The 23,175-nt window shown below is 66.9% G+C and carries 16 protein-coding genes; 12 read left to right on the plus strand and 4 right to left on the minus strand.

Annotation, left to right across the window (positions count from 1 at the left end; genetic code table 11):
* The 6 genes from mtrB to secA all read left to right on the plus strand — a co-directional run bounded on the left by mtrB (position 1) and on the right by secA (position 9,363).
* Positions 1-1,689 carry an MtrAB system histidine kinase MtrB gene (gene mtrB, locus ACHAAJ_RS03395; RefSeq protein ID WP_435726504.1) on the plus strand — a complete coding sequence of 563 codons (1,689 nt, stop codon included), beginning with the start codon at positions 1-3 and terminating at the stop codon, positions 1,687-1,689.
* Complete coding sequence (locus ACHAAJ_RS03400; RefSeq protein WP_435726505.1) at positions 1,682-3,427, plus strand: LpqB family beta-propeller domain-containing protein; 1,746 nt, start codon at positions 1,682-1,684, stop codon at positions 3,425-3,427. Before mtrB ends, ACHAAJ_RS03400 begins: the two co-directional genes overlap by 8 nt.
* Before the next feature lie 107 nt (positions 3,428-3,534).
* The gene (locus tag ACHAAJ_RS03405; RefSeq protein ID WP_435726506.1) at positions 3,535-4,500 is read left to right on the plus strand and encodes a ComF family protein; all 966 of its coding nucleotides are present in this window, start codon (positions 3,535-3,537) and stop codon (positions 4,498-4,500) included.
* 122 nt (positions 4,501-4,622) lie between these two features.
* Positions 4,623-5,309, plus strand: a complete 687-nt coding sequence (gene hpf, locus ACHAAJ_RS03410; protein WP_435726507.1) for a ribosome hibernation-promoting factor, HPF/YfiA family — start codon at positions 4,623-4,625, stop codon at positions 5,307-5,309.
* Positions 5,310-5,339: 30 nt separating this feature from the next.
* Entirely contained in the window at positions 5,340-6,569 is a 1,230-nt protein-coding gene (locus tag ACHAAJ_RS03415) for a winged helix-turn-helix domain-containing protein (protein WP_435726508.1), read from the plus strand.
* A 67-nt stretch (positions 6,570-6,636) separates the two neighbouring features.
* The gene (gene secA / locus ACHAAJ_RS03420) at positions 6,637-9,363 is read left to right on the plus strand and encodes a preprotein translocase subunit SecA (RefSeq protein ID WP_435726509.1); all 2,727 of its coding nucleotides are present in this window, start codon (positions 6,637-6,639) and stop codon (positions 9,361-9,363) included.
* On the opposite strand, the gene ACHAAJ_RS03425 is transcribed toward secA, so the two are convergent.
* Together ACHAAJ_RS03425 and ACHAAJ_RS03430 are read right to left on the minus strand one after the other, a co-directional pair.
* On the minus strand, positions 9,360-9,917 hold the full coding sequence (locus ACHAAJ_RS03425) for an Rv3235 family protein (protein WP_435726510.1): 558 nt from the start codon (positions 9,915-9,917) through the stop codon (positions 9,360-9,362). The genes secA and ACHAAJ_RS03425 overlap by 4 nt on opposite strands.
* A gap of 42 nt (positions 9,918-9,959) precedes the next feature.
* Complete coding sequence (locus tag ACHAAJ_RS03430) at positions 9,960-10,715, minus strand: LysM peptidoglycan-binding domain-containing protein (RefSeq protein ID WP_435726511.1); 756 nt, start codon at positions 10,713-10,715, stop codon at positions 9,960-9,962.
* A 125-nt stretch (positions 10,716-10,840) separates the two neighbouring features.
* Between ACHAAJ_RS03430 and ACHAAJ_RS03435 the strand changes: the two genes are divergently transcribed.
* The 5 genes from ACHAAJ_RS03435 (at position 10,841) to ACHAAJ_RS03455 (ending at position 19,822) form a co-directional block, all read left to right on the plus strand.
* Entirely contained in the window at positions 10,841-11,392 is a 552-nt protein-coding gene (locus tag ACHAAJ_RS03435) for a hypothetical protein (RefSeq protein WP_435726512.1), read from the plus strand.
* A gap of 145 nt (positions 11,393-11,537) precedes the next feature.
* Positions 11,538-12,185 carry a hypothetical protein gene (locus ACHAAJ_RS03440; RefSeq protein WP_435726513.1) on the plus strand — a complete coding sequence of 216 codons (648 nt, stop codon included), beginning with the start codon at positions 11,538-11,540 and terminating at the stop codon, positions 12,183-12,185.
* On the plus strand, positions 12,182-13,420 hold the full coding sequence (locus ACHAAJ_RS03445; protein ID WP_435726514.1) for a CpaE/TadZ family protein: 1,239 nt from the start codon (positions 12,182-12,184) through the stop codon (positions 13,418-13,420). Before ACHAAJ_RS03440 ends, ACHAAJ_RS03445 begins: the two co-directional genes overlap by 4 nt.
* 114 nt (positions 13,421-13,534) lie before the next feature.
* Positions 13,535-18,349, plus strand: a complete 4,815-nt coding sequence (locus ACHAAJ_RS03450; RefSeq protein WP_435726515.1) for an NAD-glutamate dehydrogenase — start codon at positions 13,535-13,537, stop codon at positions 18,347-18,349.
* Positions 18,350-18,352: 3 nt separating this feature from the next.
* Positions 18,353-19,822 carry a sensor histidine kinase gene (locus ACHAAJ_RS03455; protein WP_435726516.1) on the plus strand — a complete coding sequence of 490 codons (1,470 nt, stop codon included), beginning with the start codon at positions 18,353-18,355 and terminating at the stop codon, positions 19,820-19,822.
* Positions 19,823-19,890: 68 nt separating this feature from the next.
* On the opposite strand, the gene ACHAAJ_RS03460 is transcribed toward ACHAAJ_RS03455, so the two are convergent.
* A complete protein-coding gene (locus ACHAAJ_RS03460) occupies positions 19,891-21,423 on the minus strand; it encodes a LysM peptidoglycan-binding domain-containing protein (RefSeq protein WP_435726517.1) in 1,533 nt (510 codons plus the stop codon).
* 206 nt (positions 21,424-21,629) lie between these two features.
* On the opposite strand from ACHAAJ_RS03460, the gene ACHAAJ_RS03465 reads away from it, so the two are divergent.
* Complete coding sequence (locus ACHAAJ_RS03465) at positions 21,630-21,983, plus strand: Rv2175c family DNA-binding protein (protein ID WP_435726518.1); 354 nt, start codon at positions 21,630-21,632, stop codon at positions 21,981-21,983.
* Between the two features lie 26 nt (positions 21,984-22,009).
* Here the strand turns inward: ACHAAJ_RS03465 and ACHAAJ_RS03470 are convergent, their stop codons facing one another.
* Complete coding sequence (locus tag ACHAAJ_RS03470) at positions 22,010-23,116, minus strand: polyprenyl synthetase family protein (protein ID WP_435726519.1); 1,107 nt, start codon at positions 23,114-23,116, stop codon at positions 22,010-22,012.
* Between the last annotated feature and the right edge of the window lie 59 nt (positions 23,117-23,175).

Here is a 23,175-nt window from a genome sequence, read left to right on the forward strand (position 1 = left end):
TTGGGATCCGCCGCGGCGCCGGAGGAGGCGGCGGGAACCGGCGACGGAACACCGACCGTCCCGAAGCCGCGCCGCCGGGTGGCCGCTTTCCGCAACAACCGGCGCATCCAACGCGTCTCCAACGCCTGGCGCCGCTCCCTGCAGCTGCGCGCGGTTGCCGCCACCGTCCTGCTCTCGGCCTTGGCACTGGCGGGAACCGGCGCGTTCCTGTCCAACCAGATCGCCGCCGGTTTGTTCGAGGAGCGGTTCCGACAGGTTGAAGACGAATCCGTGCGCGGGCTGAACCGGGTCAAGTCCAATTTCGAGTCGGCGGCGACCACGGACCGGTCCAGCACCGTGGCCTTCGTCAACGACACGCTGAAACTGGTCCAGGGGGACGGCGCAACCGTCCAACGGGATTTCGTGCTGACGCCCCTTCCGAGTTCCGAGAACATCTACGTCACGAACACTGCCAGTGGAGGACTCACCACCGGCGTCATTCCCGATGCGCTCGCCACGACCGTCCGGGAAAACTCGGGCGTCTTCTGGCAGTCCATCGAATACCCGCGGAATAACATCGACGTCCCCGGCCTGGCCTTCGGGACGCAGGTATCGCTCCCGCCGGGACGCGCCTACGCGTTGTATCTGGTCTACGACCTGTCCTCCGTCCAGGAAACGCTCGACCTGATCCACCGTGTGATGGGGATCGGCGGGATCGTGCTACTCGTGGTGACCGGTGGCATCGCCTGGTACACCACGCGGCTGGTGGTCCGACCGGTCTCCAACGCGGCGCTCGTGTCCGAGAAGCTGGCCGACGGGGAACTCCAGGAGCGCATGGAGGTCCACGGGGAAGACGAGATCGCCAGGCTGGGGACATCGTTCAACCGCATGGCCGCGAACCTCCAGGACCAGATCACGCAGCTGGCCAGGCTGTCGCGGATGCAACAGCGTTTCGTCTCCGACGTGTCCCACGAACTGCGCACCCCGCTCACGACGGTGCGCATGGCGGCGGAGGTGCTCCACGACGCGCGGGCGGACTTCGACCCGGTCAACAGGCGCTCCGCGGAACTGCTCTACAACCAGGTCGAGCGTTTCCAGAACCTGCTGAACGACCTGCTGGAGGTCTCGCGGTTCGACGCCGGCGTCGCGGTGCTCGACGCCGAGGCCCTCGACATCGTCCCCATCGTCCGACGCGTCGTCGATTCCGCCCAGATGCACGCGGAGACCGCGGGCACTCCGCTGCGCATCCACGCGCCGTCGGACGGGTGCGTCGTGGAGATGGATCCGCGGCGCATCGAACGCGTCGTCCGGAACCTGGTCATGAACGCCGTGGAACACGGCGAGGGTCGCCCCATTGACATCACGGTGGCCGGCGACGACCACTCCGTCGCCGTCGTGGTGAGGGACCACGGCATCGGCATGTCGCCCGCCGACGCAGCCCGTGTCTTCGACAGGTTTTGGCGGGCGGATCCGGCACGGGCGCGGACCACCGGCGGCAGCGGCCTGGGCCTCTCGATCGCCACGGAGGACACGCGGCTCCACGGCGGCTGGCTGCAGGCGTGGGGTGAGCAGGGCCACGGCGCTTCGTTCCGCCTCACGCTGCCGTGTCGGGCGGGGGGCACGGTGGAGGCCTCGCCACTGCCGCTGGTGCCGAAGGACAACGCGTTCGAAAATGGGGAGAGGGATGCGACGGGAGGACAGGATGCCTAGAACGCAGGACGAGCGTAGGGGCGGTGGAAGGTTCCACGGGGTGCCGGTGCGGGCGCTGGTCGCCATGCTGGCCGCCGTCGTGCTCCTCGCCGCCGGCTGCGGCTCCATACCCGTCCGCGGGCCGGTGGGCACCATCGGACCCGAGGGCCAGACGGAGTCCGAATTCCAGTACGCCTTCACGCCGCCCGGCCCGGAAGACGGTGCCGGCCCCGACGAGATCATCGCGGGCTTCTACCGTGCGGGCATCTCGCCGCAGGACGACTACAAGGTGGCCCGCGAATACCTGGCTCCCGAACTGGCGCGCTCCTGGCAGAGCACGGCACGAACCCTGGTCTACGACTCCGAGCCGAACGTCGTCTCCAATGTCGAGGAGGGAAGCTACACGATCGAATTGGCCGTCGTCGCGACCATCGACGAGCACGGCATCCTGACCCGCAGCCCCGAGAACGCCACCGAATCCGTGGAGGTCGCCCTGACCGAAGTGGAAGACGAATGGCGCATCTCCGCCGCGCCGGACGGAACGCTGGTGGAGCAGGGGAACTTCCCGGTGTTGTTCTCGCCCTACGCCCTGTACTTCTACGATTCGACGCTGGCCTACGCCATTCCCGACTACCGGTGGTTCGCCAACCGGCAGTCCCTTGCCGCGCCCCTTGTCGAATCCATGTTGGCGGGTCCCGCGCCTTATCTGCGCAACGCGGTGCGCACCGCGTTCCCGGAGGACAGCGAGTTGGCCCGGGCGGCCGTGCCCGTGGATGCCCGGCACGCGACGGTGGACTTCGCGGACGGAGTGTTCGCCGACACCACGGAACTGCACCGCCAGCAGATGCAGCAGCAACTGGAGCTCACGCTGGCCGGCGTCGGGAACATCTCCTCCGTCACGATGACGGTCGGACAGCGTGCGGTCAGTCTGGGGGACACGTCGCCCGACTTCGTCAACGCCGTCGTCAACCCCGCGGTTCCGGACACGCAGGTGGCGGTTGCGGACAAGCAGTTGGTCTACTACCAGGGGAACGGCGTCCAGGCAGTGGTCGGTGTCGGGGACATCTCCAGTCACGATCCCCGCGACCCGGCCATGTCCCCGGGCGGCAACCGCTTCGCCTTCCTCAACGGCGACCGGAGCCGGCTGTTCACGGTCGGTGAGGGCGGCGCCGTCCGGCGCGGCGCATCGGGAAAAAGCCTGTTGGCGCCCAGCATCGATATCCATGGATGGACCTGGACGGTGGATCCCACCGACCGGACCCACGTGTATGCGGTGCCGGAGGACAGGTCGCGCCACGGCGAGGTCCGTGAGGTTGCGGCCGCCTGGATGGACAATGCGGTGGTCTCGTCACTGCGGATCTCCCGGGATGGCGCCCGCGCCGTCGTGGTCGCCGAAATCGATGGCGAGGCGGGCGTGTACGTCTCCGGAGTGATCAGGGACACCGAAGGCGTGCCGCGCGGATTCACCGAGCCGTCGCGCCTACCCTCGACCGTCCCCGTGGGCAAGGCGGTCTGGGACTCGGCGACCTCCGTGATCGTCATGGCGCCCGACAACGAGCAGCCGGTCGAGGCCGAACGCATCCCGCTGGCAGGGGACAGCGAAGTCTTCCAGCCGCTGCTGGGCATGACGGGAATATCGGCCGCGCCGGGCGAGCAGCGCACCGTCTACGCGGAAACGCCCGAGGGAGTCTACTCGCGGGTGAGCAACCTGTGGAAGAAGCAGGCGGGACAGGCCCGCTATTTGGCCTACCCCGGCTGACCCCGCCTCCACGCCGAAGTCCTTCCACACGTTCCGGTCCGCGCCGCCGGTCCACAGTCCGGCGTCGCCCGAGCGCGGCACGGCCCCGCGTCGGCGACGATGGGGCCATGGACCGCCCCTTCGCACCCCACATCGCAGCGACAGTGGACGCCTGGCTTTTCCACCCCCGGGCACTCTCGGCCGTGGCGGCCTTGCGCGACTTGGCCTCGGTCCTCTCCCCGTCCGACTGCGTCGGGTGCGGGGCGTCGGACGCGGTGCTCTGCCCGCGCTGCCGGGCGGTGATCCGCGCCGCCACGGTGCGTCCCTTTCCCGCGCACGACGGCGCGGAGTCGCTGCCGCTGCGGGAAGCCCTCTCGCCCGGACGCGCCACCGCCCCGCCCGTGGGAGCCGGCGTCGACGCCGGCGGGACGCCGGGGGGATTCCTCGAGCCGCTTCCCGCCGTCGCCGCGGGGATCTACCGGAACGAATTGGCGGCGGCGTTGTTGGCGTTCAAGAACAAACAACGCACGGGACTCGTATCCGTGTTGGGACCGGCGCTCGCCGGTGCCCTGAGAACAGCGCGCCCGGCCTGGGAACGTGACGGGCCGTCGTCCGGAGACGGAGACGCAGACTCGGAGGTGCTGCTGGTCCCCGTTCCCTCCCACTTCGCCGCGCGCACGCGTCGTGGATACGCCCCCGTTGACGTCCTTGCCGGGTGGGTGTCCGCGCGGGGGTTGCTTCCGCGCGGAACACGGGTGGAGGGGTTGCTCGTCCAGCGCGACCTCCTTGGCCTCGGCCACGGGGCGCAGAAGGGCAAGGGGCGCCGTGCACGGGGGCAGGCCAGGGGATCCATGTCGGTGCGACGCGGCAAGGTCGCGAAAGGCCGGACCTGCGTGATTGTGGATGACGTGCTGACCACCGGCGCGACGGTTGCAGAGGCGTACCGGTGCCTTACGGAGGCCGGTGCACGGGTCGAGGCGGCCGTCTTCGTCGCCGCGACGCGTCCGCCCCGACACGCCGACTCCGCGCACGCACAGGACGGTTCAGCGGACGGTGAACGAGAAACATTTGGCAACTCCATTGAAACCGGCTAGGGGTGAACTACGGTGAGATATGGGCACCTCGCCAGGAGGATAAGAACCCATCTTCAGCGGCTGGAAGGAGCACCCCTTTTGGCCGCTGATGTGTCACCCGAGGCAAGTAGTAGGAGGACACCATGGAGATGATGATCACCGGACGCAACCTGACGGTTTCCGACAGGTTCCGGGAGTACGCGGACGAAAAGGTCGCGAAGATCGAGCAACTGGCAACGAAGGTCCAGCGCCTCGACGTCAAGGTGACCAAGGAGCCCAACGCACGCCAGACCGACACGCAGCTCACCGTTGAGATCAGTGTCGTCGGCCGGGGACCTGCCATCCGCGCGGAGGCCAAGGCGGCGGACAAGTTCGCGGCATTCGACATCGCTTTCTCCAAACTGCTCGAGCGTCTGCGGCGCGCAAGGGACCGCAAGAAGGTCCACCACGGACGCCAGACGCCGCAGGCGGTTTTCCAGGCCACGTCCACACTCGAACCGGCGAGTTCGACCGTGCCCCTCCACGAGGAGGCCGCAAGGGACCAGGCCGAAGCAGCGGCTCCCGCGGCAGAGGCCCCCGCGGAAAACCCGGTGGAGATCCGCCGGAAGGTCTTTCCCGCGGCTTCCATGAGCGTCGACGACGCCGTCGACCGCATGGAGATGGTGGGACACCCCTTTTACCTGTTCGTCGACGACACCACGGGCCAGCCGTCGGTGGTCTACCGCCGGAAGGGCTGGGCCTACGGCATCATCTCCCTGGACGGCGAATGCAACGACGAGGAAACGGTGGAGGTTCGCCACTACCGCGGCGCCGAGGCGGCAAACGCCTAGGACGCGGATGGCCGGTCCTAGACTGGCCGCATGACACCACGGATGACCTTGGAACGGGCACGGCGCATCGCGCTGGCGGCCCAGGGCCTATCCACACGGAGGCCCACCGGCCGGGCGAGTGCCCGGCGGGTGGGCCTTGCCGTGGAGAGGCTGCAACTCCTGCAGATCGACTCGGTCAATGTCCTCAGCCGCGCGCACTACCTGCCGCTCTATTCCCGCCTCGGGGACTACGACCGCGACGTGTTGGACCGGCTCGCGTCACGGCAGCCCCGGCGACTCGTGGAGTACTGGGCGCACGAGGCAAGTTTTGTCCGCCCGGAGCACTTCGCTGACCTGCGGGTTTGGCAGCGCCGCAACTGGATGGGCGATTTCTCCAGCGACTCCGGCGAGCTCCGGCGGACCGCCGACCTGGTGCTGGAGACCCTGCACGCGTCGAGGCCCCTGACGGCCCGCCAGGTGCAGGCGCGCCTCGGACACGTGGAGGACCCGCATCGGGACAACTGGGGCTGGAACTGGTCTGCGGTCAAGAGGTCGCTCGAGGTGCTGTTTGCGGCCGGCGATGTGGGATCCGTCGGCCGCACCCAGCAGTTCGAGCGGCGCTACGCTCACATTGCCAGCGTGCTGCCGGGTGGTTTCCCGGCCGATCCGAACCCGGACCCGGACGAAGCCATGCTGCGCTTGATCGCAGCGGCGGCGCGGGCGCACGGCATCGGCACGGTGCGCTGCTTCGCCGACTATTTCAGGGTTCCCCTGAAGCCGGCCGCGCGCGCGGTTGACCGGCTGGTGGGGCGGGGCGAGCTGGAGCCCGTCCACGTCGACGGTTGGCGCGGCGACCAATACGTGCACGTCGCTGCCGCGGTGCCGCGAACGGCGTCGGGTCGGGCTCTCCTGGGTCCCTTTGACTCCATGGTGTTCGAACGCCGGCGGCTCGAGGAGCTCTTCGGCTTCCGCTACCGGATCGAGATCTACACGCCCGAACCGAAGCGGCAGTTCGGCTACTACGTCCTGCCGTTCCTTTTGGGCCAGCGAATGGCGGCCCGCGTGGACCTGAAATCGGATCGGGCGAACGGGAAGCTGCTGGTCCGTGCCAGCCACGCGGAGACCGACGCACCACGGGAGACGGCCGGCGAGTTGGCCCGGGAACTGCGCCTGATGGCCGGGTGGCTGGGGCTCGGCGAGGTGGTGGTTGAACCGCGCGGCGACCTGGCCCCGGAACTCGCGGCGGAGGTGCGAAACGACGGCGCGGGAACCATCCCCTGAGGTCGATCGTGTCTCACGTAGACTGGCCTAGCCAGAATTCCTGTGCCTGAGATTTGGGAGCTGCCACGTGGCATCACTGCTAGAACGCGTCCTGCGAACCGGCGACAAGAAGACCTTGAAGCGCTTGCGCGGCTACGCCGACGCCGTCAACGTGCTCGACGAGGAATTCAGGTCGCTCACCGATGCCGAGCTGCGCGGTGAAACGGACAAGTTCAAGCAGCGCTACCAGGATGGCGCCACGCTGGACTCCCTGCTTCCCGAGGCGTTCGCGGCGGTACGCGAGGCCGCAGGCCGTACCCTCGGAATGCGCCACTTCGACGTCCAGCTGATGGGTGGAGCCGCGCTGCACTTGGGCAACATCGCCGAGATGAAGACCGGCGAGGGCAAGACGCTCGTGGCCACCGGTCCCGCCTACCTCAACGCGATCACCGGCGCGGGCGTGCACGTGGTGACCACGAACGACTACCTGGCGCAATACCAGTCGGACCTGATGGGCCGCGTGTACCGTTTCCTCGGCCTGACCAGCGGCTGCATCCTGTCCAACCAGGACCCCTCCGTCCGCCGCGAGCAGTACCTTGCGGACGTCACCTACGGCACGAACAACGAGTTCGGCTTCGACTACCTGCGCGACAACATGGCGTGGTCCAAGGACGAACTCGTCCAGCGCGGGCACAACTTCGCCATCGTCGACGAGGTCGACTCGATTCTCATCGACGAGGCCCGCACCCCGCTGATCATCTCCGGGCAGGCTACCGGCGACGTGAATCGTTGGTTCGGGGAGTTCGCCCGCCTCGTCACCCGGCTGAAGCTCGACGAAGACTACGAGGTCGATGAGAAGAAGCGCACTATCGGTGTCCTCGAATCCGGTATCGAGAAGGTCGAGGACTACCTCGGCATCCACAATCTCTACGAGTCCGCCAACACGCCGCTCATCGGTTTCCTGAACAACGCCATCAAGGCCAAGGAACTCTTCAAGAAGGACAAGGACTACGTCGTGATGAACGGCGATGTGATGATCGTCGACGAGCACACGGGGCGCACCCTGGCCGGACGCCGCTACAACGAGGGCATGCACCAGGCCATCGAGGCCAAAGAGGGCGTGGAAATCAAGGCCGAGAACCAGACCATGGCCACCGTCACGCTCCAGAACTACTTCCGTCTGTACTCCAAGTTGTCGGGAATGACCGGTACCGCCCAGACCGAGGCGGCCGAGTTCATGGGAACCTACAAGCTCGGTGTGGTGGAGATTCCGACGAACAAGCCGATGCAGCGCCAGGACCAGTCGGACCTCATTTATAAGAATGAAATCGCGAAGTTCGAGGCAGTGGTCAAGGACATCGGCGAACGCCACGCGGCCGGACAGCCGGTCCTGGTCGGAACGACCAGCGTCGAGAAGAGCGAGTACCTCTCCCGCAAGCTGGCGAAGGAAGGCGTCCGGCACGAGGTGCTGAACGCGAAACAGCATGCGCGCGAGGCCGCGATCATTGCACAGGCGGGCAAGAGGGCCGCCGTGACCGTGGCCACCAACATGGCCGGACGCGGAACCGACATCATGCTTGGAGGCAACGCCGAGTTCCTTGCGGTTGCCGAGATGGAACGGCGCGGTCTTGACCCGGCCACCGATTCGGAGCAGTACGAACGCGTCTGGGACGAGGTTTTCGCGGCATCGACCATGCAGGTCGAGTCCGAGGCAGAGGAGGTCCGCAAGCAGGGCGGGCTGTATGTGCTCGGCACCGAGCGCCACGAGTCCCGCCGCATCGACAATCAGCTGCGTGGACGTTCCGGCCGACAGGGCGACCCGGGCGAATCGCGGTTCTACCTGTCCATGACCGATGAGCTGATGCGCAGGTTCAACGCCAACGCGGCGCAGCGGATCATGAACAACCCGTCCATGCCGGACGATATGGCCCTGGAGTCGAAAATTGTCTCGAAGGCCATCGAAACGGCGCAGGGCCAGGTGGAATCAACGAACGCCGAGCAGCGCAAGAACGTCTTGAAGTACGACGACGTCATGAACCGCCAGCGTGAGGCCATCTATGGCGACCGGCGCCGGATTCTCGAAGGCGGCGACCTGCACGAGAAGGTCGGGCACTTCCTGGAGGATGTCGTCACCGCCATGGTCACCGAAACCACGGCCGAGGGCCACGGGGACGATTGGGACCTGGAGCGGCTCTGGACGAACCTGAAGCAGATCTATCCCGTGTCCCTCACGATCGACGAGGTGCTGGAGGAGGCCGGCGGCAAGGGAAAGCTCACCTCCGAGTTCCTCCACGAGGAGATCCTGTCCGACGCCCGGGTGCAGTACCAGATGCGCGAGGAGGCCGTGGGCGAACCGAACATGCGCGAGCTGGAGCGTCGGGTGGTGCTGAGTGTCATTGGCCGCAAGTGGCAGGAGCACCTGTATGAGATGGACTACCTCAAGGAAGGCATCGGATTGCGGGCCATGGCCCAGCGTGACCCGCTGGTCGAGTACCAGCGCGAGGGCTACACGATGTTCCAGACCATGATGGAGTCCATCCGCGAAGAAAGCATCGGATTCCTCTTCAACGTGGAGGTCGAGGTTGCGAAGCCCGCACGGGTGACGTTGCCCGGCGTGACTGACGGCCGCGGAGCGACTCTTGCCCCCGTTCTGTCCACGCCCGGCCTCGACGCACCGGCCAAGCCGGCGACCTTGCAGTACACGGCCCCCTCGGAAGACGGGGGCGCCAGTACCCACGTCGAACGCACCGCTGCGGAGGACGCGGAGTCGGCCAACCGGGCCGAACGCCGCGGCAAGAAGGGCAAGCGCAGCTAGCCGATTTCCAGGGCGGAAACCTTCCACTGTCCGCGCCGCAGCTCGATCCTCAGAGCGGCGGCGCGGACCCGTGTCTGGTCCACCACGACAAGTGACGCCTCGTAGACCCCTTCGCCGACCCGGCACAGGCGGGTCCGCCGGACCGCGGTGTTCCGGTAGAGACGTGTCCCTGCGGACTGATGCGCCGTCGTCGTGAGCTGGACGCGGTCGCAGATCTTCTCGAAGCTCTCGGGGTCCAGCCACCGGGCCAGCTGGTGGACCGGCCGGATGCCGGCCATCGATTCAAATGCGGCCTGGCCTACGACACGGGCTATCGACGCTATGTGGCGGTGTTCTGCCCGCAGGTCGATCGGCTCCGGGGGATTTGGCGACCGTACCGGCGGTTCGCGTCGGTCGCCCGCGGACGGTGAGGCGCCGGCGGAGCCTCCTGTGGATGAGCCGTATGACGGCATCACGTCGGCGAAGCGTCGGACGGCCTGGGGTTGATCGCCGCCGCTGGCTGGGCCGTGGAGTGGTCGGGACGTGATGGGGCGGGGTTCCGGCGTGGTGGTCATGATGTCCTCCCGAGACGGTTCGTTGGATTGGGTGCTTGTTGGTTATCCGGCAGGCGGAATGAGTATCGACCCGACCGACAGGTGGTCGGGGTCGGAACCGATGGTGTGGCGATTCGCGCCATACCAGCGCGGCCATTCGCGCGCGATCTCGGCCTCCGTGGCGTCGCCTCCGAGGCTCCGGGCCGCAATGGACCAGAGCGAATCGCCACGGGTCACGACGACGTCCCGTCCGGAATCCGACGGTGCGGATCCGCCGAGTACGCGGTCCATGGGTGCGGCCGGTTTCTCCGCACGCCAGCCCGGATCCGGGGCGCCTGCCGTAGCCCGCGGATTTACCGCCGATTCGGCTACCGTGTCCCTTGTTCCGACGTCGGTCGCCCAGTAGGGGACGGGGACCCCGGTGGCCTTCGCCGCCACGATCGGGGCGGACGCGGGCGCCGATGCCGCATGGGCGGCGGGCGACAGCAGCAGATTCGCGCCGAGCAGCGCCGCGACGAGGCGACGCATGAATGCGGGACTGAGGCGCGCCGTCCGACGCGCCGCCTCCGTGTGCCCCGAACGTGCCATCACGCTGGCAGTGAGCGCGGCCGCCAGCCCCACGGCCCACCAGCCCAGCACCAGCAGGCCGAGGACCATGAGTGCAAAGGCGCTCAGGCTCTCGAACTCGCTGGACGAAGCGGGAACGGCCAAGAGCGCGCGAGCACCGCCGTCCAGGGGTCCCAAGCCGCACCAGAGGAGAAACGCGCCGAGTGCGGCGATGGTAAGGCACCAGGCATAATCGAGAGATTCGGCTCTCATTGCATTCACCATTCTTTGGGGAATTAGAAGCTATTTGATGTCGTTTAGTATCGCTAGTGCCCATATCGTGCCATTTGTCGTGCGGGGTGTCCAGAGTGTGTCGAGTGTTCGCTAGGCTGGCGTGCATGAGATGGGATGCCCTGTTTGCCGACCTCGAAGCGCAGATGAACGGCGAAGCCGCCCGTGACCGCGTGGTCGAAATCCAGGAAATGGTCCGCATTGAGCGTTCCCAACTTCCTTTGGCCAGACGACTGGGCGGCCACCTTGGCGGGGAAGTGACCCTGCTGCTCTTGGGTGGGCTTCTGCTGCGCGGACGCCTGCAGCGGGTGGGGGCGGGGTGGCTGGGACTGGTGTCCGGAGGAGCCGAGTACGTCGTGCCGGTTGCGGCCCTCCGTTCGGTAGAGGGTGTGGGTGTCAGGGTCGCACCGGAAGAAAACGGGGGACGCCGGCTGCCGAGCCTCGGTGCCGCACTGAGGGCGCTGGTGCGGGACCGGGCACGCGTCACGCTGCATGCCCGGGACGGAGCCGTTCTCGGGACGGGGACGTTGGACCACGCTGGAGCCGATCACCTCCAGCTTGCGGCCCATCCCCTCGGTGAATTCCGGCGGGGCTCGTCCGTCCGGTCGCTCCTTCTGGTGCCGTTCGACGCCGTCGCCGCCGTCCAGCGCGACCCCTAGGTCCGCAGGGCGTGCCCTGTCCACAGGTTTGCGGTTCGCTTTTCCGTGACGGGCGTTTAACCAATAGTGTGGAATCGTGCCCTCCGCGCAGGCGGCGGTGCCGAATCATGCGGCGGGCGAGGGCCCGGAAGGCGGGGGACGACTCATGGAACCGAATACGAGCGACGGAGAGCTGCGCCGCCTGCGGAAGCCGGGGTGGAAAGATCCGCGTCTTCTGGTCGGGATCCTGCTGATGGTCGCGTCGGTTGCCGGTGTGGTGGCGTTGATCTCCAGTCTGGACAAGTCCGTGGCAATGTACGTCGCCAAGGAAGACATCTCGCTGGGAGAGAAGGTGGAAGCGTCCCGGCTGTCCGTGGTCGAGGTTCGCCTCGACGGCACCGCCGACCGCTACGCCGTCGCCGGTGGTATTCCGGAAGGGGCCCAGGCGAACACGTTGATCCGGGCTGGCGAACTTGTCCCGATGCGCGCGTTGGGGGTGCCGGATGCCACCGGACGCAAACCGGTGACGATCGAATTGCAGCAGGCCCTACCGCAGGCTGTCGTCGTCGGAACGCGCGTTGACATCTGGTCGGGCGCGAAGACGGCAGCGACGAACTCGTACGAGCAGCCCGAGCTTCTCCTCCCAGGTGCCGAGGTTTCCGCGCTACGGCCGATGGAAACCGGATTCGGCGGAACCGCCGGCATCGTGGTCGAGGTCCTTGTGGAGGACGGCAAACTCGCGCAGTTGCTCAATGCCCTGGCAAACGACGCGCGCATCACAGTGGTCCACAATCCGTCCGGTGGCACGCCGTGACGGTGTCCGCCGTGGTGTGGGCCGACACGGCCGGCGTCACGGACGCGTTGGAGCGCCTCCGCGGCGCCGTGACCGTCGTGCGGCGTTGCGACGAACTCACGGAGATCGTTGCCTTGGCGGAATCGGGCTTGGCGGATGCGGCGCTCTTGGCGGGGGATCCCCTCGATGTGGACGCGGCAACGCTGGACAGCCTTGCGCGACTCGGTGTCCCGGCGCTCGTCCTGACCGATGACGGGGCGGCTACGGAACGACTGGCCGGTTTGGGCGCCAGCGTCGAGTCGCCGAGCGCGCCGGCGCAATCGATATCGGATCTACTGGAACTGCTCTGCGGCGGCGCGGTGCGCGGAAGGGTGCCGACGCCCGCCGCCGGCCCACCGGTGCAACGAGAACCTTGGGAGGATCGCGCACCCGGACGCATCACCGCAGTGTGGGGACCTCCAGGCAGCTCGGGCAGGACGACCGTAGCGGTGAACATGGCCGTCGAGGCCGCCCTCGATGGCAAGAACGTCGTGCTGGTGGACGCCGATACCTACGGCGCCAGCGTTGCCGTCCACCTCGGATTGTTGGACGAATCCGCGGGTCTCGCGCAATTATGCCGACTGGCCGATCAGGGCGTATTGGACCGGTCTGGATTCGAACGCGGGTGTTCCGTACTTGCCGTCGCCGGTGCAAGGTTGCGCGTGGCCACGGGGCTTCCGCGGCCCAGTCGGTGGCCGGAACTCCGAGCAGAGTCGATGGCCCGCGTTCTCGACTTCTCCCGCCGGCAATCGGACCTTGTCGTCGTCGACGTGGCGCCCGCCATCGAATTCGACGAGGACCTCAGCTTCGACACGTCTGCACCCCAGCGCAACGCGGCCACGGCGGCGGCCCTCGAAGCCGCCGACGAGGTCCTGGCCGTCGGAGCGGCGGACAGCGTGGGGGTTCCACGACTGGTCAAGGCCGTCGAGGAACTTGGGGACCGATTTCCGGATATCGAGCCGCGCATCGTCTTCAACAAGGTCAGGTCGGCTTCCATCGGGGCATCGCCGGAACGCCAGCTGCGTGAAACCTGGGCGCGGTTCGGCCCGGACCGCCCGGTGGCGGCGTTTCTGCCCTGGGATCCGGAGGCCGCCGACGGGGCGTTACTGGCCGGCAGTCCGCTTGCCGAATGGGCGCCGGCCAGCGGCTTGAGAACCTCTGTCGCGGGCCTCGTAGGAGTGGGAATTCCGCGAAGGAAGAGCCTCTTCCGGCGGTAACCGAGACTCGATGTGAACTTGCCTGTAGACGGGATAGGCTGGACGGCATAAGACCGCAATGGCGCGGTATACACCATCACACGGAGGCTTACATTGAAGTCGTCGGGGTCCGGCATGCCCTCTGGGTTCATTGCTGACACGCTCACGCCCGCATTCGTCGAAACCTACTACGGACACGTGGCAAGGGAAGACACGGAGGGATATTCCGCGCAGGAACTGGAGGCGAGGGTGGGCGCCCACCTCTCAGTCGGACAGACGCGCGGCGCCGGGGAAGCCAAGGTTTCCGTTGGCGGGCACGCCGGAACGGCGGTGGTGTACGTCGTCACGGACGACATGCCCTTCCTCGTGGACTCCGTGACGGCGGAAGTCAGCCGCCAGCGGCAGGCGATCAACCTCGTGGTCCACCCGACATTCATCGCCCATCGCGCCGAGGACGGCACGCTGACCGACCTGGAACCCGTGTCCACAGCGGTTCCCATCTCCAGCGGCGACACCGCATCGCTCCCCAATCTCGCCCGTTTCCTGTTGCAGTCCGAGGGGCAGACTCGCGTCGAATCCTGGATATCCATCGAAATCGGCGGACAGCCATCGGACGACGCCGTCGTGGCGCTTGTCGAAGGACTCGAAAAGGTCCTGGCGGACGTGCGCGACTCCGTCGAGGACTGGCCCGCCATGCGGGCCAAGGCACACGACATCGCCGATTCGCTCGGTTCGGTGGTCAACGGACACGAAGTGCCGGACCTCCACGGCGCGAGCGAACTGCTGCGGTGGCTCGACGACGGGAACTTCACGTTCCTTGGCTACCGGGAGTACGACCTGGCAACGCAGGACGGCGAGGACGTGCTGCGCGTCCGAGCCGAGAGCGGCCTGGGCCTGTTGCGGCAGCCGTCCGTGGCCGGACAGGTCCAGATGCTGACCGCGTCGGGGAGGGCCAAGGCACGCGAAAAGCGGGCCTTGGTGATCACCAAGGCAAACTCCCGTTCCACCGTGCACAGGGCGGTCTACCTGGACTACATCGGAGTGAAGAGCTTCGACCCGCAGGGCAACGTCAACGGCGAGCGTCGATTCATCGGTCTGTTCGCCTCGAGCGCCTACACGAGGTCGGTGCGCAGCATCCCGGTGGTCCGCGAGAAGGTCGACGCCGTGATGAAACGCTCGGGTTTCGCCTCGGACTCCCATTCCGGCAAGGACGTCCTGACCATTCTCGAGTCGTACCCGCGCGACGAGCTGTTCCAGATCGAGCCGGTCGACCTGCTCGAAACAGTCCTGGGCATCCTCCGGCTTCAGGAACGACGGCGCACCAGTATTTTCCTTCGGCCGGACATCTACGGGCGCTTCATGTCGGCCCTGGTGTTCCTGCCCCGCGACAGGTACACCACGGGCGTGCGCCTGCGTATCGAGGACGAGCTCAAGAAGGCCTTCGCCGCAGACGCCATGGACTTCGAGGTCCGCATGAGCGAATCCGCACTCGTCCGACTCTTCTACCGGATCAGGCTGCCCAAGGGTGGTGACGTCCCCGCCGTCGACAGGTTGGATCTCGAGCAGCGTCTCGTGCTCGCCGTGCGGTCGTGGCCCGAGGGCATCGACCAGGCGGTCCGGGGAAAATTCGCGGACGGCGAGGCCGGCGCCCTGTCATCGCAGTGGGCCGAGGCGTTCCCGCCGGCGTATCGCGTGGACTTCGAGATCGAGGATGCGCTGGAGGACATTGAACACTTCCGCCGCCACGACGAACCAAACCACGAAGGTCCCGTCGTCAAGGTCTACGTTCCCGCCGCAACCGACGGCGAACACAACGTCGATGCGCGGCTCAAGCTCTATCTGACGGAGCCATTGTCCCTGAGCCGCATCCTGCCCGTCCTGACGAACCTGGGACTCGAGGTGGTGGACGAGAAGCCGTTCGCGATTTCACGGGGGGACGGCAGGGACTTCTTCCTCTACGACCTCGGTCTGACCTACCCGGTCGGGGCCGACCCGCTGCGGACGAGCGACCTGGTTGCGGAGGCGTACGCCGCCGTGTCCCTGGGGAAGTCGGAGTCCGATTCGTTCGACCGGTTGATCCTGCGCGAGGGCATGCGTTGGCGCCAGGTGGCCATCCTGCGCAGCTACGCCAAGTACCTCCGGCAATTGGGCATCCCGAACTCCTACGGTTTCATCAGCGACACGCTGCTGACCAACCCCGAAGTGGCCAAGGCGCTGATCGAACTCTTCGAGGGCAGCTTCGATCCCGCACTGAGCGATGCGGCGCGTGTCCAGCGGACCGCGGAAACACGCGCCGCGCTGACCTCGGCGCTGGAGCGGGTCCCGACGCTCGACGCAGACCGGCTCCTGAGGCGCTTCGTCAACGTCATCGACTCCACGTTGCGCACCAACTACTTCCAGGGCGCGGAGCACCTGGCGTTCAAGCTGTCCCCACGGACCATCGACGGGGCGCCCTACCCGCGTCCGAAGTACGAGATCTGGGTCTACTCGCCGCGCGTCGAGGGGGTTCACCTCCGCTTCGGCGAGGTGGCCCGCGGCGGATTGCGCTGGTCCGATCGCCGCGAAGATTTCAGGACCGAGATCCTGGGACTGGTCAAGGCACAGATGGTCAAGAACGCCGTGATCGTCCCGACGGGGGCCAAGGGCGGATTCTTCGCCAAGAAGCTGCCTGACCCGATGCTCGACCGGAACGCCTGGATGGAGGAGGGTAAAGCCGCCTACCGCATCTTCATCCGTTCGCTCCTGGAAATCACGGACAATCTGGTCACCACGGCGGCGGGCCAGGAGGTTGTGCCCCCGCGCGACGTCGTCCGGCTGGACGGAGACGACACGTACCTCGTCGTCGCCGCGGACAAGGGGACGGCCAGCTTCTCCGACATCGCCAACGAAATTTCGCTGGAGCGCGGACACTGGCTCGGCGATGCCTTCGCATCGGGCGGTTCCGTGGGGTATGACCACAAGGCCATGGGAATCACGGCCCGCGGCGCCTGGGAATCGGTCAAGCGGCACTTCACCGAGCTGGACCTGGATACGCAAACGCAGGACTTCACGGTGGTGGCCGTGGGGGACATGAGCGGAGACGTGTTCGGAAACGGCATGCTGTGCTCGCGGCACATCAGGTTGGTGGCCGCCTTCGACCACCGACACATCTTCCTGGATCCCAACCCGGATTCGGGGGCATCGTTCGACGAGCGCCGGCGGTTGTTCGGGTTGCCGCGCTCCAGCTGGGCGGATTACGACGCCTCGCTGATCAGCGAGGGAGGAGGCGTCCACCCGCGGGAGTCCAAGAGCATCGACATCACTCCCCAGGTCAGGGACGCCCTCGCCCTTCCAGCCGGCACCACGCGACTTTCCCCGCCGGAGCTGCTGCGCGCGATCCTCATGGCGCCGGCGGACCTGTTCTACAACGGCGGGATCGGCACATACGTCAAGTCGTCCGACGAAACCCATACCGAAGTCGGCGACCGGGCCAACGACGCGATACGCGTCGATGGAAGCGAGCTGCGCGTCAGGGTGGTCGGCGAGGGCGGCAACCTCGGCATGACCCAGTTGGGCCGCATCGAGGCCGGACTCAACGGCGTCCTGCTGAACACGGACGCCATCGACAACTCCGCCGGCGTCGACTGTTCGGACCATGAGGTAAATATCAAGATCCTGGTTGACCGCCTGGTCGCGACCGGCAAGCTGGACGCGGGGGAACGAACGGCATTCCTGCATTCCATGACCGAGGAGGTCGCCGATCTGGTGCTCAAGACGAACGTCGACCAGAACGTCCTGCTCCTTAACGACAAGCAGCGTCTGACCGAGTGGAGCCCGAGTTTCGAGCGCATGATGGATTGGCTCGAGGAGAGCGCCGACCTCAACCGCGAGATCGAGTTCCTTCCGTCGAACAAGGAGCTGGAGACCAGGCTTGAACGCGGACAGGGCCTGACCTCGCCGGAGCTCTCGGTGCTCGTCGCCTACGCCAAGATCCAGTTGGCCACGGCGCTCACGGCGACGGAACTCGCCGACGATCCGTATTTCGACGGGACGCTCCGGGACTACTTCCCGCGGCAGCTGTCGGAACGGTTCCCCGAGGAGGTCCTGATCCATCCGCTGCGCAGGGAAATCATCTCCACGGTGGTCGCCAACGACATCGTGAACATGGGTGGAATCAACTACGCGTTCCGGGTGATGGAGGAGACGGGTGCCCCGGAGTCGGTTGTGGCACGCGCTTTCGTGGCGCTGCGAGAGATCTACGCGCTGGACGGCTTCGTCTCCAGCGTGGTCGCGCTGCCGGCCGATTTCCCGACCGAGCACTGGTGCCGGCTCCAACTCGACATGCGCCGTCTACTGGACCGCGCCACGCGCTGGCTCATCGCGCACGTCGGTCGCGGCACGTCCGTCCAGAAGGACGTCGACGCCTTCAAGGACACCGTCCTTTCCCTGCGCGACCGCCTCGGTGAGTTCCTGCGGGGCCGGGACGCGGAGCGCGTGGGGGAGTGGGAAGCCCGGGCACTGGCCTGGGGCCTCCCGCAAACTCTGGCGGAGCGCTATGCGCAGCAGTTCGAAAGTTTCGTCCTGTTGGACATCGCTCTGACAACCGCGGAAACGGGCATAGCGGCCGAGGACGTCGCCAGGACGTACTACGTCGTCTTCGACCGCTTCGGCATCGATGATCTCCTGGAGCGGATCACTAAGCTGCCCCGCGACGACCGGTGGCAGGCGCTGGCCCGCGCGGCGTTGCGCGACGACCTGTACGCAACGGTCATCGACATCACGCGTTCCGCCATCGCCGCGGCGCCGGAGCAAAACGATCCCGTGGCGCGATTGGACGCCTGGGAGGCGCTGAACGCCGACAACCTCGAACGGGTCCGCAACATGTTCGACGAGGTCAACAGCCTGGAGCGCGACGACATGGCGTCTCTGTCCGTCGCCCTGCGCCTCCTGCGTTCCACGGTTCGGCGGTAGGGGTTGGCGATCTTCACCGACACGGTCCGCGAATTCGCGGACTTCGGGCCCGGGGACGAGGAGTGGCTCCACCTGCTGGTGGGGGACTGGCAGCTGGTGGCCGACTTGGCCTTTGCGGATCTGGTCCTCTGGCACCCCGCCCCGGGTGGGACGTTCGTCGCGCTGGCGCACGTTCGTCCCTCCACCAGCCACACGGTCTTCCACACGGACTTCGTGGGTGAACGCATACGCATGGACCTCAAACCGCTGGTCGAAAGCGCTTGGAGCACCCAGTCGATCCAGCGCGCCGACGAGGAACACTGGACACGGGACGCCGCCATGCGGATCGAAGCCGTTCCGATGGTCCGCAATTCACGGACGCTGGCTGTGGTGACGAGCCACATGGATCTCTCCAGTTCGCGGATGCCGTCCCGACTCGAGCTGACCTACCGCCAATGCGCGCAGGATCTCCTGAAGATGTGCAACCAGGGCCTATGGCCGGATTTCGCGACGCCGACAGGGTCCCGCCGGGGCGCGCCGCGTGTCGGCGACGGACTGATCCGGTTGGACGCGGAGGGGATCGTCCAGTACGCGAGCCCCAACGGCGTGTCCGCCTATCGGCGCCTGGGCGGGGTGGACAGCCTCGAGGGCCGCTCCTTGGCGGAGGTCACGACGGGACTGATCAAGGACCGCCGCTTGGTGGACGAGTCTCTGCCGTTGGTGGTGACCGGAAGGATGCCGTGGCGCACCGAAGTGGAATCGCGGGGCGTGAGCCTGTCCCTGCGCGCCATTCCACTGCGCGACGGCGGACACCGGTACGGCGCGTTGGTGCTGTGCCGCGACGTGACCGAACTGCGGCGGCGCGAGATGGAGCTCGTGTCCAAGGACGCGACAATCCGCGAGATCCACCACCGCGTGAAAAACAACCTGCAGACGGTCGCCGCACTCCTGCGGATGCAGTCGCGCCGGATGCAGAGCGAGGAAGGCAAGCTCGGCCTGGAACAGGCCATGCGGCGCGTCGCGACAATCGCGTTGGTCCACGACACCCTGTCGCAGGGGCTCACCCAAAACGTCGCCTTCGACGAGATGATCGACCGCCAGTTCCGGTTGGCCGCGGAGGTCGCTTCCCCGGGCCAGGTCGTGCGCACCGAACGGAAGGGATCCTTCGGGGACCTTCCCAGCGAACTGGCGACCCCGCTGTCGCTGGTGATCAACGAGTTGGTCGCCAACGCCGTCGAGCACGGGTTGGGCGAGCGGAACGGGACGGTCGCGCTGGGCGTCGAGCGCAGTACCGACCACGCCGGATCGGCACGGCTGCGCGTGACCGTATCCGACGACGGGGTCGGACTTCCAGGGGGCCCGCCGGCTGGCGGGTTGGGGCTCCAGATCGTGCGGACCCTTGTCAACAGCGAACTCTGCGGCGACATCGCCTGGGAAGCGCGGGCAGGCGGCGGCACACGCGTGGTGCTGGACCTGCCCGTCGTGGCACCCTAGCCGAAGCGGGGAACGACGACGAAGGGCCCCGGGAGCACTCGATGCTTCCGGGGCCCTTCGGCCTTGCCCTACTTGAAGCTCTTCTGGTGTGCCAGAATGCTCCGCACGTAGCGCTTGGTGTCGTTGTACATTCCGTTGCGCTTCACGGAACCCGCTCCCTGGTAATAGCCGGCAATCGCGTCCGACTTTGAGGGGCTTGTCCGGTGCAACGAACGGATGATCGCCACACCCGCGGTGGCGTTGTCATAGGGATTGAGTAGGTCCAGGTCGCGTCCGACCAATTGCGAGGCCCACTCTCCGGAGGACGGGATCACCTGCATCGCGCCGATGGCGTTCGCCGGGGAGACCGCGGCCATGTTGAACCCGGACTCCTGGTAGGCGTGCGCCAGGGCGAGCGAAGGATCGACGCCCATCTTGGTCGCGGTGTCGGCCACGATCCGCTTCATCGCCGCGCGGCTCGGGAGATCGCCGGACAACAGGGTGTGCTTGTTCTCGTTTGCGGACGCGACGGTCGCCTTGGGGTAGGTGTAGTGCAGGAACGTGCTGGGCACCAGCTGCTTGCGGGCCGACGACGTCGAGGAGACCGACGAGGTGCCGGAAACCTTGAGCTTCTGGCCGGGGTGGATCACCGAGGTGGATTTGATGCCGTTGGCGGACAGTAGCGCGGAGAGCGGCATGTTCTTCTTGGCGGCGATACCGGAGAGCGTGTCCCCGGAGGCCACCGTGTACGATCCGGACGCGGATTTCGTGGACGTGGCCGCCCTCGGCGCGGACGAGGCGGGCTTGGCCGCCGTCGATCCGGAGAGCGTGAGCTTCTTGCCCGGGTGGATCGTGGAGCCACTGCCGATCTTGTTGGTCTTGAGCAACACGGACAGTCCCATGCCGTGGCGCTGGGCGATGCCGGAAAGGGTGTCCCCGGCGGCCACGGTGTAGGTCTTCGTGGACTTGGAGGCGCTGGAGGCGGAAGCCTTGGGTGAGGTCGAGGTCGAGGGTGACGATTCCGACGGGCCCGCGCCACTGACGCGGAGCTTCTGTCCGGGGTGGATGACCGAGCGCATGTTCAGCCCGTTGGCCTTGAGCAACACCGAGAGACCCATTCCCCGTCGCATTGCGACACCCGAGAGCGTATCGCCGGAAACCACCGTGTACCGGCCGGCGGTCGAGGACGCTCCGGAGGACGACGACTTCTTGGATGCCGTGGACTTGGTGGTCGAGCCGGTAGACAGCTTGATCTTCTGGCCCGGGTGGATCACGGAGGTGGACTTGAGGTTGTTGGCCTTCAGCAGCGTGGACAGGGCCACGTCGTGCCGGATGGAGATGTGGGAGAGCGTGTCTCCACTACGAACGGCGACGGATTTCTGTGCGGACGCCGCCACGGTCAGGCGGGAGGGAACCTGCGCGGCCACCAGATGGGCGGCGATGCGCTGCTGGGCGGCCTGCACGTTGGCGTGTGTGGCCAGCTTCGGGGTCAGCGTGGTTCCGAGTGCGGGAACCTCGGCAGCCGCGGCGGGCGCCGCGGCTCCGAAACCGGTGAGTACGACGGCGGGAATCGCCGCTGCGGCGACGGCGCCGGACAGTGCGCGGTTGCGGGGCTCGGGCATGAATCATCCTCCGGTTGGGCCGGCGCTTTAGCCGGCACACAGTGAAAGCGGGGAGCCAGGCAGGGCTCCTCGTTTCATTTGTGACGTGTGGTGCAAGTGTGACTCAAGTGAATTTACACCATGAGGTGGGCAACACGACAGCCCGTATTGGCGTCCCATCGCGGTTTAGCGCTCCGTTCACCTCGTGTTTATGGCACGCTGGTGCCGTGAGTACTATCGAAAACCTTGTCCCCGAGTGGTTGCCACTACCCGATGTTGCGGAATACCTCGGCGTTTCCATTAAGAAGGTCCACAGCCTGCTCGATGAGCGGGCGCTCGTGGAGGCACGGATTGGCGACCGCGGCATCCGGTCCGTCCCCGCCGCGTTCTTCCTCGACGGACACGTGGTCGACAGTCTCAAGGGCACCATCTCGGTTCTCGTCGACGCGGGCTTCTCCGACGAGGAGCTGTTGGTCTGGTTGTTCAGCGAGGACGAATCGCTCCCGGGTACGCCTGTGCAAGCCCTTCGCGAGGGACGCAAGACGGAGATCAGGCGTCGGGCGCAGGCGCTCGCCTGGTAGCGACCCTGCTGGGACCACCGCCCGCGTCAGGCGCGGCGCGCGATCGCGTCGAGACCGAGCCCGTGGAGTGCATCACGCACCGACGCCTCGATGGGAAGGCGGTCCAAGGCCTCGAACGCACTGTCGGACAACTCGTCGATGGCGGCCTCGGTGGCCGCGAGCGCGCCGCAGGAGCCAATGATCGAACGCATGCGATCGATGTCCGCGACCCCCAACTCGGCCGAACCGAGGCGGGCTTGGATGAAGGATCCGTCTTCCGGCTGGGCAAGCAACAGCGCATGGGCGACCAGCTCGGTCCTTTTCCCTTCGCGCAGGTCGTCTCCGGCCGGCTTGCCGGTCTCGACCGGGTCCCCGAAAACCCCGAGGACGTCGTCGCGCAGTTGGAAGGCCTTGCCGAGCGGTAGCGCGAACTCCGTGTAGCCGTCCAGCAAATCGCCCGCCGCCTCCGCGAGCGCGCCACCGATCAGCAGTGGGTTTTCCGTCGAGTACTTGGCGGACTTGTAGGTGAGGATGGTCCTGGCCCGGTCCAGCGCGTTTCCGGCGCCGTACGATCTGCCGGCCGATTCCTCCAGGACGTCGAGGTATTGGCCCGCCATCACCTGAGTACGCATGCGGTCGAAGACCGCGCGCGCGGACCTGTGCTCCCCGGGGATCCCGGCGAACATCTGCTCGCTATACGAGAGGCACAGGTCTCCGGCCAGCACCGAGGCAGCCTCTCCGAATCGCGACGCCACCCGGTCCCAGCCGTTCCGCTCATGGATCGACTCGAATCGCTTGTGCACGCTGGGCCGCCCGCGGCGGGTGTCGGAGCGGTCGATCAGGTCGTCGTGGATCAACGCCGCGGCCTGGAAAAGCTCCAGGGACGCTCCCGCGCGGACCACGACTTCACTGGTCGGATCGCCGCCGGCACCCACGAATCCCCAAAACGCGAACCGCGGCCGCATTCTCTTGCCCCCGCGGACAAGGTCTTGGATGCTTGCGACCAGTTCGGCGGCGTGTGGCGAGATCCCGGCAACCACCTCGTGTTGCTCCCGAAGGAAATCGGCCAGAACGGCATTCACCTCGGCGGTAAACGTGTCGGCGTCGGCGGGCTTCGCCGCCGTAGCGGGCTGCGCGGAAGGCGAATCGGTCATGCGGACCACTCTATCGGCGAAGCTCCGGAGCGCGGCCAAAGGGTCGGCGGAGGCGCCTA

The organism is Arthrobacter arnarulunnguaqae, from assembly GCF_051262515.1.
Taxonomy (GTDB): Bacteria; Actinomycetota; Actinomycetes; order Actinomycetales; family Micrococcaceae; genus Arthrobacter_N.